At 69.4% G+C, this 16,244-nt stretch carries 17 protein-coding genes; 8 read left to right on the plus strand and 9 right to left on the minus strand.

Going from position 1 to position 16,244, the window contains the following annotated elements:
- Positions 1–21: 21 nt before the first annotated feature.
- From ABFY20_RS17650 to ABFY20_RS17665, 4 genes are all read right to left on the minus strand, one after another.
- Positions 22–330 (minus strand): hypothetical protein, encoded by a 309-nt coding sequence (locus ABFY20_RS17650; protein WP_368497508.1) that lies wholly within the window; start codon positions 328–330, stop codon positions 22–24.
- Positions 331–411: 81 nt separating this feature from the next.
- Complete coding sequence (locus ABFY20_RS17655) at positions 412–510, minus strand: AURKAIP1/COX24 domain-containing protein (protein WP_003792170.1); 99 nt, start codon at positions 508–510, stop codon at positions 412–414.
- 82 nt (positions 511–592) lie between these two features.
- Positions 593–796: a helix-turn-helix domain-containing protein gene (locus ABFY20_RS17660; RefSeq protein ID WP_368497509.1), complete on the minus strand. Its 204-nt coding sequence runs from the start codon at positions 794–796 to the stop codon at positions 593–595.
- 62 nt (positions 797–858) lie between these two features.
- Entirely contained in the window at positions 859–1,320 is a 462-nt protein-coding gene (locus ABFY20_RS17665) for a helix-turn-helix transcriptional regulator (protein ID WP_171703419.1), read from the minus strand.
- A gap of 90 nt (positions 1,321–1,410) precedes the next feature.
- Between ABFY20_RS17665 and ABFY20_RS17670 the strand changes: the two genes are divergently transcribed.
- Together ABFY20_RS17670 and ABFY20_RS17675 are read left to right on the plus strand one after the other, a co-directional pair.
- Positions 1,411–2,892, plus strand: a complete 1,482-nt coding sequence (locus ABFY20_RS17670) for a TrkH family potassium uptake protein (protein WP_368497510.1) — start codon at positions 1,411–1,413, stop codon at positions 2,890–2,892.
- Positions 2,885–3,556, plus strand: a complete 672-nt coding sequence (locus ABFY20_RS17675) for a TrkA family potassium uptake protein (RefSeq protein WP_368497512.1) — start codon at positions 2,885–2,887, stop codon at positions 3,554–3,556. Before ABFY20_RS17670 ends, ABFY20_RS17675 begins: the two co-directional genes overlap by 8 nt.
- 9 nt (positions 3,557–3,565) lie before the next feature.
- Here the strand turns inward: ABFY20_RS17675 and proC are convergent, their stop codons facing one another.
- The gene (gene proC / locus ABFY20_RS17680) at positions 3,566–4,444 is read right to left on the minus strand and encodes a pyrroline-5-carboxylate reductase (protein WP_368497514.1); all 879 of its coding nucleotides are present in this window, start codon (positions 4,442–4,444) and stop codon (positions 3,566–3,568) included.
- 66 nt (positions 4,445–4,510) lie between these two features.
- Between proC and ABFY20_RS17685 the strand changes: the two genes are divergently transcribed.
- Both ABFY20_RS17685 and ABFY20_RS17690 read left to right on the plus strand, forming a co-directional pair.
- Positions 4,511–5,473 (plus strand): cation diffusion facilitator family transporter, encoded by a 963-nt coding sequence (locus ABFY20_RS17685; RefSeq protein ID WP_368497515.1) that lies wholly within the window; start codon positions 4,511–4,513, stop codon positions 5,471–5,473.
- Positions 5,470–6,195 (plus strand): glutamine amidotransferase, encoded by a 726-nt coding sequence (locus ABFY20_RS17690; RefSeq protein WP_368497516.1) that lies wholly within the window; start codon positions 5,470–5,472, stop codon positions 6,193–6,195. Before ABFY20_RS17685 ends, ABFY20_RS17690 begins: the two co-directional genes overlap by 4 nt.
- A 56-nt stretch (positions 6,196–6,251) precedes the next feature.
- Here ABFY20_RS17690 and tadA read toward each other — a convergent pair whose 3' ends face one another.
- Positions 6,252–6,683, minus strand: a complete 432-nt coding sequence (gene tadA / locus ABFY20_RS17695; protein WP_368499823.1) for a tRNA adenosine(34) deaminase TadA — start codon at positions 6,681–6,683, stop codon at positions 6,252–6,254.
- Positions 6,684–6,845: 162 nt separating this feature from the next.
- On the opposite strand from tadA, the gene upp reads away from it, so the two are divergent.
- Positions 6,846–7,478 (plus strand): uracil phosphoribosyltransferase, encoded by a 633-nt coding sequence (gene upp / locus ABFY20_RS17700; RefSeq protein WP_368497517.1) that lies wholly within the window; start codon positions 6,846–6,848, stop codon positions 7,476–7,478.
- A 177-nt stretch (positions 7,479–7,655) separates the two neighbouring features.
- Here upp and ABFY20_RS17705 read toward each other — a convergent pair whose 3' ends face one another.
- The gene (locus ABFY20_RS17705) at positions 7,656–9,503 is read right to left on the minus strand and encodes a LuxR C-terminal-related transcriptional regulator (RefSeq protein WP_368497518.1); all 1,848 of its coding nucleotides are present in this window, start codon (positions 9,501–9,503) and stop codon (positions 7,656–7,658) included.
- A gap of 205 nt (positions 9,504–9,708) precedes the next feature.
- Between ABFY20_RS17705 and ABFY20_RS17710 the strand changes: the two genes are divergently transcribed.
- Both ABFY20_RS17710 and ABFY20_RS17715 read left to right on the plus strand, forming a co-directional pair.
- Complete coding sequence (locus ABFY20_RS17710) at positions 9,709–10,317, plus strand: DUF6790 family protein (RefSeq protein ID WP_368497519.1); 609 nt, start codon at positions 9,709–9,711, stop codon at positions 10,315–10,317.
- On the plus strand, positions 10,314–11,921 hold the full coding sequence (locus ABFY20_RS17715; protein ID WP_368497520.1) for a serine hydrolase domain-containing protein: 1,608 nt from the start codon (positions 10,314–10,316) through the stop codon (positions 11,919–11,921). Before ABFY20_RS17710 ends, ABFY20_RS17715 begins: the two co-directional genes overlap by 4 nt.
- Positions 11,922–12,131: 210 nt before the next feature.
- Here ABFY20_RS17715 and ABFY20_RS17720 read toward each other — a convergent pair whose 3' ends face one another.
- Positions 12,132–13,664, minus strand: a complete 1,533-nt coding sequence (locus ABFY20_RS17720; protein ID WP_368497521.1) for an MFS transporter — start codon at positions 13,662–13,664, stop codon at positions 12,132–12,134.
- Positions 13,665–14,056: 392 nt separating this feature from the next.
- Here ABFY20_RS17720 and ABFY20_RS17725 point away from each other — a divergent pair, with 392 nt between their 5' ends.
- Complete coding sequence (locus ABFY20_RS17725) at positions 14,057–14,800, plus strand: winged helix-turn-helix domain-containing protein (RefSeq protein ID WP_368497522.1); 744 nt, start codon at positions 14,057–14,059, stop codon at positions 14,798–14,800.
- Between the two features lie 247 nt (positions 14,801–15,047).
- Here the strand turns inward: ABFY20_RS17725 and ABFY20_RS17730 are convergent, their stop codons facing one another.
- Positions 15,048–16,235, minus strand: a complete 1,188-nt coding sequence (locus ABFY20_RS17730; RefSeq protein ID WP_368499824.1) for a cell wall-binding repeat-containing protein — start codon at positions 16,233–16,235, stop codon at positions 15,048–15,050.
- Positions 16,236–16,244 lie beyond the last annotated feature (9 nt).

Below are 16,244 nucleotides of genomic sequence, written 5' to 3' on the forward strand. Positions count from 1 at the left end.
GGGCCGGACGCGGGGCGGAGCTCAGAGCACGAAGTCGGGCTTCACCGTCCACGACGTGGTCTCCTCGAGCCGCTGCAGCAGCGACAGCGCGCCGAGTGCAGCGTGCTCGAAGCCGAGCGTCGAGTACACGTCGACGGCGAGGGGCGGAGGTTCGCCGAACTTCGGGATCTCGACCTCGACCCGGGCGCCGCCCTCGAGCTCGATGTAGGGCCTGGCGGTGCGCGCATCCGACACCGGGCGATCGACCGCGAGCGCGATCACCGCGAGGGCCTCGAGCTTCGTGACGGCGTTGCGCACGATGAGCGTGGCGCAGTACTCACGGCTGTCCATCACCCCTCCTCGCGCGGGACGCACGGGTACAGCGAAAAGCGCCGGGACTCCGCCCGGCGCTCAGCTGTTGCAGCGGTGCTGCTACTTCTTGTTGCGACGCTGGTGGCGGGTCTTGCGAAGCAGCTTGCGGTGCTTCTTCTTCGCCATGCGCTTGCGACGCTTCTTGATAACGGAACCCACAGAGACCTCACACGAATCAGGAAAGACCGCACCGATTCGGCGGTCAGGGCAAAAGAGCCTCGCAGAAGTGTAGCAGCCCCCGCTAGGCGGAGTCGGCGATGTGGTTCTGCACCGCCTGGGCGACCGCCGACTCGGGCACCCGGAACGAGCGGCCGAAGCGGATGGCGGGCAGCTCGCCCGAGTGCACCATGCGGTACACGGTCATCTTCGAGACCCTCATCATCTCCGCCACCTCGGCGACGGTGAGGAACCGCACGTCATCAAGGTCAGCCACGGTGTCGCCCATCTTCGCTGTTACGGGAGTGATAATTCGAAACTATAGGGGCTGGCGTGGTCGAGCGGCAAGAATCAGCGGCGCAGCTTCGAGACGAGGTCGTCGGCGACCGTCTTCACCGCGTGCGAGGTCTGCGCGGCGCGCCGGCCGACGTTCTGCCCGAAGGTCGCCGCAGCCGACTTCACGGCGTCGGAGGCGTTCTCCCAGAGCTCGTCTTCTTCGGCGGTGTCGAAGTCGGCCGAGAGGAACGGGATGAGCCAGTCCTCGACGTCTTCGAGCGGCGACACGTCGATGCGGTAGTAGCGGTGCTGGCCCTCCTCGCGCACCACCACGAGACCCGCGTCGCGCAGCACCTTGAGGTGCTTCGACACGGTCGGCTGGCTGAGTTCGAGCTGCGCCACGAGCTCCGACACGCTGTACTCCCCCTCACCGGCTCCGGATGCGCTCACCGGGTCGGCGGAGACGTACCGGTCGAGCAGCAGCGAGAGAAGCTGGCGCCTCGTGGGGTCAGCGATCACGGAGAAGATGTCGGCCATGCGACAAGGGTAGTGGTGCGGCACCCGCGCGCGGGTAGCATGGCAGCGATCACCGGGTGCCGTCTCCCCGGGCCGAGGCGAGGATCGAGGATGAGCGACCGCACCACCGCGATCAGCCTGAACCCGCTGAACCGCAGCCGCAGCTGGGCCGGGCGCGCTCGCAACGGCCTGCGCGAGTTCTCCGAGACCTCTCCGTCGCGCTTCGCGATCCTCATCTTCGCGAGCCTCATCCTCATCTTCACGGTGCTGTTCTCGCTCCCCATCTCGAGCGCGCGCGGAACCGTCACCGGTCTCGCCGATTCGCTGTTCACCGCCGTGTCGGTCATCTGCGTCACCGGCCTCTCGACCGTCGACATGGCGACGCACTGGTCGGTGTTCGGGCACATCGTCGTCTTCGTGGGCGTGCAGATCGGTGCGCTCGGCGTGCTGACGCTCGCGAGCATCCTGGGCCTCGCCGTGTCGCGGCGGCTCGGACTTCGCGCGAGGCTCATCGCCGCGAGCGACACCAACCCGCTCCGGATGCACCACGGCCCGGTCGCGGAGGGCCAAGCCGTGCGGCTCGGCGAGATCGGTTCGCTGCTCGTGACCGTCGCCATCAGCGCCCTCGTCATCGAGGCGGCACTCGCCGCGCTGCTGTTCCCGCGCATGCTGCTCGACGGCATCCCCGTGGGCGAGGCCGTCTGGTACAGCTTCTACTACTCGGCGATGGCCTTCACCAACACGGGCTTCGCGCCGAACGCCGAGGGGCTCGCGGCGTTCGAGAACGACTACTTCTTCTTGAGCGTGCTCATGATCGGGGTGTTCCTCGGCAGCATCGGCTTCCCCATCATCTACACGCTCACCCGCAGCCTCAAGGCGTGGAAGGCGAGACGCACGAACCGCACGGTGAACAAGGTGCGCTGGTCGGTGCACGTGAAGCTCACCCTCGTCACGAGTGCGCTGCTCATCGTGGCGGGGGCCGTGCTCTACATCGTGCTCGAGTTCGACAACCCGAAGACGTTCGGGCAGCTGAACGCCGCCGACACGGTCTTCCAGAGCTTCTTCCTCTCGGTGATGACGCGCTCGGGCGGGTTCTCGACGATCAACATCCCTGACCTCAACGGCTCGAGCCTCCTGGTCACCGACATGCTCATGTTCATCGGCGGCGGCTCGGCCTCGACGGCGGGTGGCATCAAGGTGACGACGCTCGCGGTGCTCTTCCTCGCCGCCTTCGCCGAAGCGCGCGGCGTGCAGGACATGGAGTCGTTCGGCCGGCGTATCCCGAGCGACGTGCTGCGACTCGGCGTCTCCGTGGTGCTGTGGGGGGCGACGACCGTGGCGGTGTCGAGCATCCTCATCCTGCAGATCTCGAAGGCACCGCTCGACTTCGTGCTCTTCGACGTCATCTCGGCCTTCGCCACCTCGGGGTTGACGACCGGCCTCACGGCGTCGCTGCCGGATGCGGGCGTCTACATCATGGCGGCCACCATGTTCATGGGCCGCGTTGGTACTGTGACACTTGCCGCAGCCCTGGCCGCGAGCCAGCGGCAGCAGTACTTCAAGCGCCCGGAAGAGAGGCCCATCGTTGGTTGACCGCATCAAGCACGACGCCCCGGTGCTCGTGATCGGCCTGGGGCGCTTCGGCGCCGCCACCGCGGGCGAGCTCGACCGGCTGGGCCGCGAGGTGCTCGCCATCGACGAAGACGAGCGGCTGGTGCAGAAGTGGTCGGAGCGGGTCACCCACACGGTGCAGGCCGACGCCAAGAACGTCGAGGCGCTGCGGCAGATCGGGGCCTCCGAGTTCCAGATCGCCGTGGTGGCGGTGGGCTCGTCGATCGAGGCTTCGGTGCTCATCACGGCGAACCTGGTCGACCTGCGGGTTCCCCAGATCTGGGCGAAGGCGATCTCGCGGTCGCACGGCAAGATCCTCGAGCGCATCGGGGCGAACCACGTCATCTACCCCGAGGCCGAGGCGGGTGAGCGGGTGGCGCATCTGGTGTCGGGGCGCATGCTCGACTTCATCCAGTTCGACGACGACTTCGCGCTGGTGAAGATGTACCCGCCGAAGCCCATCCGCGGGCTCAACCTCACCGAGTCGGGGGTGCGCTCGAAGTACCACGTGACCGTGGTGGGTGTGAAGAGCCCGGGCAAGCCGTTCACGTACGCCACCGAGACGACGGTGGTGTCGAACCACGACCTCATCATCGTCTCGGGCAAGAGCTCCGACATCGAGGCGTTCGCGACGCTCGGGAACTGAGGGCGCGTCTCAGCCCGCGGCCAGCTCCCGGGCTCGGGCGAGCGCTGCGTCGGTCGCTGTGGTGAAGAGCTCGGGGAGGCCCGCCTCCTGCAGCACGGCGATCGCTCGCTCGGTGGTGCCTTTGGGGCTCGTCACCTGGATGCGCAGCTCGGTCGGCGTCTTCCCCGACTGCACCAGGAGCTCGGTGGCGCCGGCGAAGGTGCCGTTCACGAGCACGGCCGCCTGGTCCTCGGTGAATCCCTTCTCCACAGCCGCCGCCGTCATCGCCTCTATCAACAGATAGACGTAGGCCGGGCCGGAGCCGGAGATCGTGCTGAGAGCATCGAGCTGTGATTCAGGAACCTCGACCACCGTCCCCACCGTCTCGAACAGCGCCCGCACGAGAGCGAGGTCGTCGTCGCTCGAGCGGGTACCTGCCGACAGGCCCGTGACGGCGCGGCCGACCACGGCCGGGGTGTTGGGCATCGAGCGCAGCACCGAGACGGATGCGGGGAGGTGCTTCTCGAAGGTCGACACGGTCACGCCTGCGGCGACGCTCACCACCACGGCGCCGGGCTCGAGCGCATCGGCGATCTCCATGAGGAGGTCGGGGACCATCGCGGGCTTCACTGCCACGAGGACGATCGCTGCGCCTTCCACGGCGCGCCGATTCGCCTCGGGGTCCGTCTCGGTGGCGAAAGCGGTGACGCGCGGCTCGTCGTCGAACTCGGCGGCCTTCGACGCGCTCCGGTTCGTCACACGAATGCCGCCGTCGACGGTTACCCCGGGCGCCAGGAGACCACTCAGGATGGCGCGCCCCATCGAGCCCGCGCCCAGCAGGGCGATGCTCGGAAGCGCCGTGCCTTCGGGCGAGTCTGACGAGGGATATGCGTTCTCGGCGATGGTCACGGGTCCATCCTAGGATTGGCGGCAGTGCGCGACAGACTGCGTACCGGAGCAGCGGGAGGAGCACAGGTGAGCAGTTCGGGAGGTACCCGCGCCATCATCGCGGCGCTGCTGGCGAACATCGGCATCGCCATCGCGAAGTTCGTCGCGTTCCTCATCTCGGGGTCGTCGTCGATGCTGGCCGAGAGCGTGCACTCCCTCGCCGACTCGGGCAACCAGCTGCTCCTGCTGCTCGGCGGGCGGAAGGCGAAGAAGAAGGCTGACAAGGAGCATCCGTTCGGCTACGGCCGCGAGCGCTATGTCTACGCCTTCGTGGTGTCGATCATCCTGTTCTCGGTCGGTGGCGTGTTCTCGATCTACGAGGGCATCGAGAAGATCGCGAACCCCCACCCCATCGAGATGCCGTGGGTGCCGCTCGCCGTGCTCGTCGTCGCGATCGCGCTCGAGGGCTTCTCGCTGCGCACCGCCATCAAAGAGTCGAACCACACGCGCGGGAAGCAGAACTGGGTGCAGTTCGTGCGCCGGGCCAAGGCACCCGAGCTTCCGGTCGTGCTGCTCGAAGACACGGCGGCGCTCACCGGTCTCGCCTTCGCACTCGTCGGCGTGAGCCTCTCGGCCGTCACGGGGAACGGGCTGTGGGACGGGATCAGCACGCTGTTCATCGGTGCCCTGCTCGTGCTCGTCGCCGTCGTTCTCGGCATCGAGACGAAGAGCCTTCTCGTCGGGGAGGGGGCAGGCGACGCCGACGTGGCGCGCATCCGTTCGGCCATCGAGGGCACAGCGAAGGTCGACCGGCTCATCCACATGAAGACCCTCTACCTCGGGCCGGAGGAGCTGCTCGTCGCCGCGAAGATCGCGCTGGCGCCCGAGTCGGAGCTGCGCGACGTGGCGGCGACGATCAACGAGGCGGAGGCGAACATCCGCGCCGCCGTGCCCATCGCGCGCGTCATCTACCTCGAGCCCGATGTGTACGTGCCGCCGGTCGACGTCGAGACCCACACGGCCGCCATCGTCATCAAGAGCGCCGATTGACCGGGCCGGGAGCCGACGCCCGGCGTCGGGCCGTCGTCGTGCAGCACGACGAGGCGGTGGGGCTCGGCAACTTCGAGCCGGTTCTGCGCGAGCACGGATACGAGATCTCGGTCGTCTCGGCCCGCGCGCCCGGGTTCGCCGCGGCGCTCGACGCCGCCTCCGATGCCGACCTGCTCGTGGTACTGGGGTCGACGAGCGGAGTCTACGAGGCGGATCGGCATGAGTTCATCGCGCCCGAGATCGCGCACCTGCGCGTGCGGCTCGCTGCGGAGCGCCCCGCGCTCGGGGTCTGCTTCGGCGCGCAGATCATCGCCGCCGCGCTCGGCGAGGAGGTGCGCCCGGGCGACACGGTCGACGTCGGGTACCGGGAGGTTCAGCCCACCATCGAGGGGCACGACTCCGCGGTGCGGCACATCGTCGGCGTGCCGGTGGCCGAGTGGCACGGCGACACCTTCGACCTCCCCACCGGCGTCACGCTCCTGGCCTCCTCCGAGGCATACCGCAACGAGGCCTACGGCATCGGCGACTGGCTGCTCGCCGTGCAGTTCCACCCGGAACTCACCGACGAGATGCACGAGGAGTGGGTGCAGGGCGATGCCGCCTACCTCGCGCGCCACGACATCGACGCCGACGGGCTGCGCGCCCAACGCGCCCGCTACGGCGGCCCCATGCAGCTCGCCTCCGCGCGCATGCTCGGCGAGTACCTCTCGCGCCTGCCCTGATCGATGCTCGGGCCGAGGCTGCCCCCGGGCTGCGCACGTCGGTCGAGTGGCGCGGGTCAGCGGGTGGAGAAGAAGTCGCGGAGGAGAGCGGCGCAGGCGTCGGCCTCGATGCCTGCGAACACCTCGACGCGGTGATTGAGGCGGCGGTCGCGGAGCACGTCGTAGATCGAGCCTGCGGCTCCGGCCTTGTCGTCCCAGGCGCCGAACACCACGCGGGGTATGCGGGCGGCCAGGATGGCACCGGCGCACATCACACAGGGCTCGAGCGTGACCACGAGGGTGGTATCGGTGAGGTGCCAGTCGCCTCGACGCTCGGCGGCGTCGCGGATGGCCATGACCTCGGCGTGCGCCGTCGGGTCGTGGCGCAGCTCCCGCTCGTTGCGGCCTACCCCGACGACGACTCCGTCGCGATCGAGCAGCACGGCCCCGACCGGCACGTCGTCGCTGGCGCCGACGGCGGCGTGCGCCTCGGCGAGCGCCTCGTGCATGCGGGCGCGCAGCACCTCGTCGGAAGGAAGCGGGCCCGGCCCCTCCGCTCGTATGCCATCACCCACCCGCGTCACTCCTCCACACCCCCGCCTCGCGCATCCGTTCTCCACCGACCCTCCATCGTCCCCTGTGCCGCCCGCCCCGTCCAGTAGATTGGCAGCATGCGAGTCCACGTTGCCGATCACCCGCTCATCACCCACAAGCTCACCGTGCTGCGCGACGTGAACACGCCGTCGCCCACGTTCCGCGCGCTCGCCGAAGAGCTGGTCACCCTCCTGGCCTATGAGGCCACCCGCAACGTCACCGTGGTGCCCGTCACCGTGCAGACCCCGGTCGCCGAGACCCACGGCGTCGCCATCGCCGAGCCGCGGCCGCTCGTGGTGCCCATCCTCCGCGCGGGGCTCGGCATGCTCGAGGGCATGGTGAAGCTGGTGCCGAGCGCCGAGGTGGGGTTCCTCGGCATGGTGCGCAACGAGGAGACCCTCGAGCCCACCACGTATGCCGAGCGGCTGCCCGACGACCTGTCGGACCGGCAGTGCTTCGTGCTCGACCCCATGCTCGCCACCGGCGGTTCGCTGTCGGCGGCGATCGAGTTCCTGTTCGAGCGCGGCACGCAAGACGTCACCGCGATCTGCCTGCTCGGAGCCCCCGAGGGCGTCGCCGCGCTCGAGAAGGCGACCGAGGGCCGCGACGTCACGCTCGTGCTCGGCGCCCTCGACGAGAAGCTCAACGAGAAGGGCTACATCGTCCCCGGCCTCGGCGACGCCGGCGACCGCCTCTACGGCACCGTCTGAGCCGGATCCGTCTGACGGAGAGTCGCGCGATCCGCCTCCCGGCCGAGGCGAGCTGCACCGACCACTGGGACGGCTACACGGCACCCCTGTAGGCGGGGAGGCCCGGGCGCCACGCCACCGCGCCACGCCGCCGCGCGCCGTGCCGCGCGCCATCCCGCGCCGCTGCCGCGTCCGCGCTCAGGGCGAAGGCGGGTCGGGCCGCACCGCCAGGAGGCGGGCGATCTCCCGGCGGGCGGTGATGCCGAGGCGGCGCATGATGTTCGCCACGTGGTAGTCGATGGTGCGCTTGGAGAGATGCTCCATCCCCGCGATCTCGTCACTGGTGTAGCCGTGGGCGACGGCCGTCGCGATGCGCAGTTGCTGAGGCGAGAGCACCGACGCGGGTTCGGTGCGGCGTGCCAGCTCGAGGTCGTCGACGAGGGCGTTGCTCAGCGCCTCGCAGCGGGCGACGAATGCGGCCGCGCCGATCTCGCGCAGCTCGTTGCAGGCCTCGTCGTACGATGCGAGTGCCTCCACAGGGTCGGGCTCGCCGTCTTTCCCGTAGCGCCCGAGGTAGGTGCCCGCGACGATCCGCACCCACGCCCGCCCGAGCGGATCGAGATCGGCATCGATCGCCCCGATCGCCCGCCTGATGGCGACCAGTCCGTCGGCGAAGCGGCCCTGATGCTCGGCGAGGATCGCCCCGAACGCCCAGTAGTACGGGTCGTCGGCGGCCGCGGGGTTGAGCGACCACTCCGAGAGGCGGCGGCGGAACTGCGCCAGATGCCGAAGATGCCACGCCGCCAGCAGCTTCAGGGCGTTCCACTCCCCCAGACGGTACGGATGCCGGTACCCCGGCTCCTCGGCATCGTCGAGATGCCGTTCGAGCCCTCGCCAGTCGCCGGCGGCGATGGCCACGATGATGCGGCCGTGCAGCCTCACGATCGACGCGATGTACGAGGGCGTCGCCGCGGCGCCCTCCTCCGACTCCGCGAGGAGGGCGGCCCCGCCCGCCACATCGCCCTGCAGCATCTGTACGAGGCCACGCACGGCCAGCACCTGAGTGCGGATCCAGGCGTGCTCGATCGTCGCATCGGCAGGCACGAGGCGGTCGATGCCGTCGGCAGCGTCGCTCCATCTCCCCTGCCGCACCCGCACGAAGGCCAGCGCCACTGCGGCATGCGTGGTGAGTCCGGGTCGATCCGCGGTCACCAGGCGCCCGCCGCGGGTGATGTTCACCGCCGCAGCGGCGAGCTCGCCGCGAAGCAGCTGCACATCGCCGAGCGCGAGAAGAGCGAAGGCGTGCGCCGAGGTGAGCCGGTTGCGTGCGCGCAACGGCGATAGCGCCGCGTCGAGGTGGCGGTAGGCGTTGTCGGCGACGTCGGTGTGCGCCTCCACGATGGCGGCCATGCCGAGCAGATCGAACGGGATGCTCTCGTCGTCTGGCGCACCATCGCCCGAAGACGGCGCAGAAGAGTCGACGACCACCGCGGCGGCTCGGGCGCACTGCTCAGCGCGGGCCCAGTCACCCGCCGCGAGCGCCCCCAGCCCCACGTGCACGAGCGCTGCGGCCCGAAGCCACGGCGCCGACAGCACACCCGGAACACCCGGCACACCCGGCACAGCCACCGCGCCCGCCGGCACACTCGCCGCACTCGGCGCACCCGCCGCACTCGGCTCACTCGGCGCACCCGCCGCATGCGCCGCACTCGGCTCACTCGGCGCACCCGCCGCACCCGCCGCACTCGGCTCACTCGCCGCACCCGCCGCACTCGGCTCACTCGGCTCACTCGGGGCACCCGAAACACCGACCTCACCCCTTCCGGCCGCCATCACCATCGCGACCGCCCCCGCGAGATCCCCCTCCCCCAGCTTGAACGTCGCGAGCACCGCATCCCGCTCCACTCCCACGGGCAACCGCGCGATCGACTCCCGCCGCCCCTCGAGGAGGTCGACCCGGTGGCGTCGCAACGCGAAGGCGCACGCCGTGCGCAGCATCCGCTCGAATCCCTCGTCGTCCGGCGACGCACCCAGGGCCTCGCGCACGGCCGCCTCCACGTCGCCCCGCTCCCACGACTCCCACGCCGCGCGCTCACGATCACCGCCGTCGATGCCGCATCACCTCCTCGCCCCCATCGTCCCACCGTCTCCCAGACACCCGCCCTCGCAGACTGTCACTCAGTACGAGTCCTCGCACCCCGGGCCCGTCGATACGCTCCAACTGCTTCGTCGTCTCCGGAAAGGGGAGCCCGTGATCTCCGACGTCATCTCGACCGTGCTGGCCGCCGTCATCGGCAACTACCTCATCAGCTGTTTCGTCCTCGGCCTTCTCATCGCCGTGGTGAAGGTGCTGCGCTGGAAGGGGCAGCGCACCGCATCCGTCGTCTCGGGCTTCTTCGTCAACGAGTTCATCTTCTACGCCCTGGGCGTCGCGTTCGCCATCAACTTCGTCATGCACTCCGTCTTCGGCGACTACGCGGCGAAGACGATCGGATGGTCGCAGTCGCCCTTCCAGCTCGAACTCGCCCTCGCCAGCCTCGGCTTCGCGATCGTGTGCTTCCTCGTCTACAGCCGCAAGGCGCAATTCCGCGCCAAGGTGGGCGTGGTCGTGGGCGCGGCGGTCTCGGGCCTCGGCGACGCCGCCGGGCACGTCTACCAGATGGTCGTGAACGACGACTACGCCATCAACAACACCGGGCTGCTGCTCATCGGCGACATCGCGATCAACCTCATCGGGGTGGCGTTCATCGTCTGGCACGCCGTCGCGCGCCGCTCCGACAGCGTGCACCCCACCGACGCGACGACCCCTCGAACCCAGACGGATGCGCGGCTCACCGCGACGGCGCAGGTCACGCGATGAGCGCCCGCCGCACCCTGACCGCCCGCTGCACCCTGACCGCCCGCCGCACCCTGGTCGCCGCCCTCCTCGCGGCCGCGACGATCACCGCGCTCTCCGCCGGGGCACCGGCCGCCGCATCCGGAACCCACGGAGCGCCGGCCACCGACGCAGCCGGCGTCACCGTTGCCGCCTCCACTCCCGCCGCGGTGATGACCCCCGGGCTCCACGCCACCCTCGAGTCGATGGTGCACGACTACCGGAAGCAGCACGACATCGTCGGGCTGGCCGTGTCGGTGACGACGCCGAACGCCTCCGGCTCGGGGCGCGACGTCACGACCTTCACCACCGGAACGCTCGAGCTCCACGGCAGCGAGCACGTCGACACCACCACCGAGTTCGAGCTCGGCTCCGAGACGAAGGTGTTCACCGCCGACCTCCTCGCCTACCTCGTCGCCGAGGGCAGGGTGTCGCTCAACGACGAGGTGCAGAAGTACGCACCCGCCGACATCGTGGTGCCCATCTGGGGCGACGAGCGCAAGCCGCTCACCCTGCGCGACCTCGCCACCCACCAGGCGGGCCTGCCCGACTACCCCGAGAACTTCGGCCTCGGCTGCGGCGCCGACGACCCCGGATGCGCGAACCCGCGACCAGGCTACGAACAGATGATGATGTGGCACGCCCTCCAGAACCACAAGCTGCTCTGGGAGCCCGGAACGAAATGGCTGTACTCCAACTTCGGGTTCGGCCTGCTCGGCATGATCCTCTCCGATGTCGTCACGCCAGACGTGCCGAAGTCGCAGCCGCCCGCCTACCAACCCGCCCTGGAAGGCGCCTTCCTCGACGCGCTCGGCATGTCATCGACAATGCTCGAGACCGACAGCGCCCGCCTGGCCACCCCGTACTCCCCCGAGAACGGTTACGCCTTCCCCTGGGACAACACCAACGCGTTCAGCGGGGCCGGCGGACTCATCTCCGACGCCGACGACATGGGCACCTTCGTCGCCGCGCATCTCGGCTACCTGTCGACGGATGCTCCCCTCGGCGTGAGAGAGATGGCCACGACCCTGCAGCCCCAGCGCGACATCTCCGAGAGCTGCTCGCTGAAGCCGTCGCCGCCGCACCACCCGCCGGCGGACCCGGCGTCGTACGAGTGCAAGCAGGTCGACTTCCAGATGGGGCTCGGCTGGCAACTGCACGCCGACGGGCGGAACGTCGGTGTGCCGTGGGCGTTCAAGGACGGCGGCACCGAGGGGTCGAGCACGGAGACCTCGCTGGCTCCGGGCCTCGGTGTGGGGGTCACCACGCTCTACAACCAGGCGAGGTCGAGCGAGTCGCAGCAGCTCGCGACGTCGATGCTCGCGGCGATCGTCGCGGAGGCGCTCAAGCCGACACCGACCCCGACGCCGACGCCGACGCCCGACCCCGCTCCAGCACCTGGGCCCGCTCCAGCACCGTCGCCCTCGGGCGGCTCCGCCACCCCGGCCTCCCTCGCCGACACCGGGAACGACGCCGCGGGTGCCGGGGCGGCAGGGCTCGTCGCACTCCTGCTGGCCGCGGGCGGAGGCACGCTGCTGGTCGGGCGCGCGCGGCGCGCACCACGGACGGGTGGCCGGCTGCGCCGCTGAGCGGGCCGTGTCATCGGGGTTCGATGCCCCGGGCGCACGGCTGAGAGTCGTCGGGCGGCGGGTCGCTAACGAGGCGACCGGGCGACGCCGGCGACCCTGCGAACCGGCGAGGCAGCTGCCCCGACCAGACGGGCGACCCGACCAGGCAGGCGACCCGACCAGGCAGGCGACCCGACCAGGCAGGCGACCCGACCAGGCAGGCGACCGAGCCTACGAGGATGACTGCTCGGCCACCGGATCGCCGTGCGGCGCACCGGGTGTGTCACGCGCATCCGCTGCGCCGTCGGCCTCCCGGTGCCGTCGGCGCAGATCGACGAGTCCGATCACGAGGGCGACCCCGAGCAGCGCGAGCGGTACGAAGAACGCGTTGCGGAAGCCGTCGTGGTAGAGCATGACGTCGTCGGCAGCGGTCGACCCTTCGCGGTAGAGGGTCGAGAAGAAGATCGACGTCGCCGCGGCGACACCGACTGCTGTGCCGACCCGCTGCCCGACCTGGGCCATCGAGCCTGCCGTGCCGCCCTCGGTGACGGGAATCTCCGCGAGCGTCAGGGTCTGGTTCGGCGACACCACGAACCCACCGCCGGCGCCCGCCACAGCCATCGCGGCGGCCATCAACCAGATCGACCAGTCGGCCGGGGGCAGCACGGCGGCGAGAAGCACCAGGGCGAACCCGACGATCGAGACGGCGAGGCCCATCACCACGAGCTTGCGGCCGAGCCGCGTCACGAGACGGCCGCCGATGAGTGACGCCACGGCCGAGGTCAGCGCGTACGAGATGCTCACCATGCCTGCGAACACCGGCTCGAACCCGAGGCCCTGCTGCAGGAACAGGGTCGTCAGCAGGAAGATCGACGGCACCGCCGCGAAGTTCGCCGCGGCGAGCAGCAGGCCGTTGCGGTAGGAGCCGATCGAGAACAGGCCGAAGCGGATGGCGGGCGACTTGCCCACCCGCTCGTAGCGCCGCTCCCACACGATGAACAGGGCGACGAAGACGGCGCAGGCAGCGAGCCACAGCCACCGCCACGGGCTGTCGTCCGGCCCGCCGGTCGTGAGCACGAACGGCAGCATGAAGGTGAACACGGATGCGCCGAGCAGCACGATGCCGATGAGATCGAGATCGCGGGGGCCCGGCTGGTGCGGCTGCTTCGCCGGCAGCAGCTTCAACGCGAAGATCAGGGCGATGACGCCGAGGGGCACGTTCATCCAGAACAGCAGGCGCCAGCCGTCGGTCGCGCCGCCCACGGCGATGAGGAGGCCACCGAGCGTCGGACCGAATGCCGTGGCGACGCCGATCGTGGCACCGAAGACACCGAAGGCGCGGCCCCGCTCCTCGCCGCGGAACAGCTGCTGCACGAGCCCGAGCACCTGCGGCATCTGCACCCCGGCGGCGACACCCTGGAGGATGCGCGCCGCCACCAGCATCTCGATGTTCGGCGCCAGCGCGCACAGGGCGCTCGCCGCGGTGAAACCCGACAGGCCGACGATGAAGAGCACTTTGCGCGAGTAGAGGTCACCGAGCCGGCCCAAGGGCACGAGTGCCAGGCCGAAGGCGAGGGCGTAGCCGGCGACGATGATCTGCAACTGACTCGAGTTGGCGCCCAGCGACTCCTCGATCGACGGCAGGCCGACGTTGACCTTCGAGAGGTCGAGGATGGTGAGGGCGGCGACGGCGACGCAGATCGCGAAAGCCTGCCACCGGGCTTTGCCCTCCACCGGGGGCGGGGTGGGTGAGGTGGGGGTCATGGTCAGAACCTATACCTGTGTTAAGGAGTTACTACGATTCGGTTCTTGACAACATCGGCGCGCATCCGCTTAGCTACTCGACATGACTGACAACGCGCACGCCCTGACCTCCTTTGAGGCCCCTGGGAATGCCGGCATGATGATGGCCGGCAGCGTCGTCATGTGTTGTCGAATGTGTCGCTGACGACGAATCTCTTCTCGTCGAGCACCCCTCCGTCGCCGTTCCAGGCGCGTCGCCGTTTCAGGCGTACCGCAGCCGTAGGCGCGTGAGTAGGCCGTGCTCCCGGCACCACCACCCCGGTGCCTTCTCCCAGGGGCTCGCATCAGAGCTCCGAGTACCGACACATCATCGGCCTGTCGATCACGGGCCACAGCCGCAAGGACCTCATCTCATGTCGATCGCACCCCTCGAAGCCCCTCGCACTGCCACCGTTTCTTCCATCTCCTCCGCCGCCCGGGTCTCGCCGGTTCCCTCCGCATCGTCGCCCGTTCGCGACGACGTCGCCGCGGCGCCGCGCGTTCGCGCGGTTCCCGCCGGAACCGAAGCCCGCGGCTTCGTGCTCTACGTCGGTATCGACGAAGACAAGGCTGCCGCCGACGGCACCGACCTCGGCGAGATCGTGGAGCAGCTCAAGGCTCTCGCCGCGAAGCTCGCCCCCTCGTCGGAGACCTACGCCGCCGTCGCTCTCGCCCCTCGCGGCGTGGGTGGACGCGACGTCGAGGTCGTGCGGCTCGCGCTGCAAGACCCCGCCGCGCTCGCGAAGCACCGCCAGGCGCCCGAGGCCGACGAAGACCGCGCTCGTGACGGCGTCGTTGTCGACCTGTCGCGCAAGCGCGTGCTGCTCGACAACAACCCCGCGAACCTCACCTACAAGGAGTTCGAGCTGCTGCAGTACCTGGTGCTGCGGGAGGGTCGCACCATCGAGCGCGCGGAGCTCATCTCGGCACTGTGGAGCGCGGGCGACGAGGAGGCGCCGAACGAGCGCACCATCGACGTGCACGTGCGTCGTCTGCGCTCGAAGCTCGGCGACTACGAAGACATCGTGCGCACGGTGCGCGGGGTGGGCTACCGCTTCGACCGCCACGCCGACGTGAGCGTGCGTCACACCTCGACCCCCTCGCCCGACCTGTTCTAAGGGCGTCCCGCGCCTCTGCCACGACCCCCGTTCGGGTCACACAGCAGATTCCCAGAAAAATAACGATTCGGTAACTAGCGCACCGTTACCGGACCGTTATATATTCAAGGAGTCGAAGTTGTTTGCTGTGGCAGCTTCGGCGGAATGTGATTGCAGGACACTCTTGGTGCAAGGGAGAGGGCCCGTCGTTAGCCTCTACGACGGGCCCTCAATCATTTAACCCGAGCCCCGCTCGAACCCGCGGCAATCACCTGCAGGCGACGAGGTTCTCCACCTCGGGACTCAGCGAGTTGGTGCCACCGAGGAGCACGACATTCGTCGTACCCAGTCGCGTGAACTCGTCGAGCACCGGCTGGGGCACGCAGTTGCCGGGCACCACATAGAGCGGCGCCTTGTTGGCCGCGGCGATAACGCCGCCCACAAGAGCATCCGGGTAGTTGGTGCCTGTGGCGAGGTAAGCCGTCTTCGCGGTGGTGAATGCTGCCTTGTTGAGCTCGACGGAGGTGGCGTATCGGTCGACACCCTGCACCCGGGTGGTCGCCACCCGCGCCTTGAGCGAGTTCTCGATACCAGAAGACAGTGAATCGGAACCGCCGGCGATGGTGAGCGAGGTCGAGTTCAGGCCCGTGATCGTGGCGAGCGTCGCCGAGTCGGCCGATGACTGTCGCCCATCGACCAGAAGCACCGGTTCGCCTGCCGCGCCGGCGGCAGCCCCCGAGGAGAGGGCATCCGGGAAGTTCGTGCCGGTCGTGAGGTAGTCGTGCTTGGAGGTACCGAAACTCTGAGCGATTTTGCGGCTCACCTCGTAGCGGTCGGCCCCGGCGACCCGAGTCACCGTCGCGCCGGCGGGGAGCAACGTCTTGATGTCAGCGATCACTGCGTCGGAGATCGTGTTGACGCCCCCGACGACAGTGACGCTCATCGGCTTGAGGCTCGTGATCTTCGCCGCCGTCGATGTCGGCACAGCCCCCTTCTGCACCAGCAGCATCGGCACGCCGGCCTTCGCGGCCACCGGCCCCGCACTCAACGCATCGGGATAGTTCTCCCCCGAGGCCACCACGAGCCCCAGCGAGGTCGTCGGATGCGTCCGTTCCGCAATCTTCACCGCCCCCTCATACCGATCCACCCCCGCAATCCGCGTGACCGCCGGCCCGCCCACTCGGATCGTTACGGTCGCCGGGTCGGAGGCGCAGTCCGTACCGGCAGCCCCCTTGGCGATGCAGTACTCAAATTCGTCCACCCCGACGAACCCAGAAATGGGTTCGTAAGAAAAGTCGCCGCCGCCCGCACCTCCAGGTCTGTACATGCCGTGCGCAGGTAATCGAGTGATGGTCACGTTTCCCTCATGACCCATGTCGTCATTTGCGAAGAGGCCCGGCGATGGCACTTCCAGCTTGGTCGAGACCCGGGCAGAGAACCGGTCCGAGACGGCCACCGGTCGCTT

Origin of the sequence: Herbiconiux sp. A18JL235 (assembly GCF_040939305.1) — a bacterium.
In the GTDB taxonomy this organism is placed as follows: domain Bacteria; phylum Actinomycetota; class Actinomycetes; order Actinomycetales; family Microbacteriaceae; genus Herbiconiux.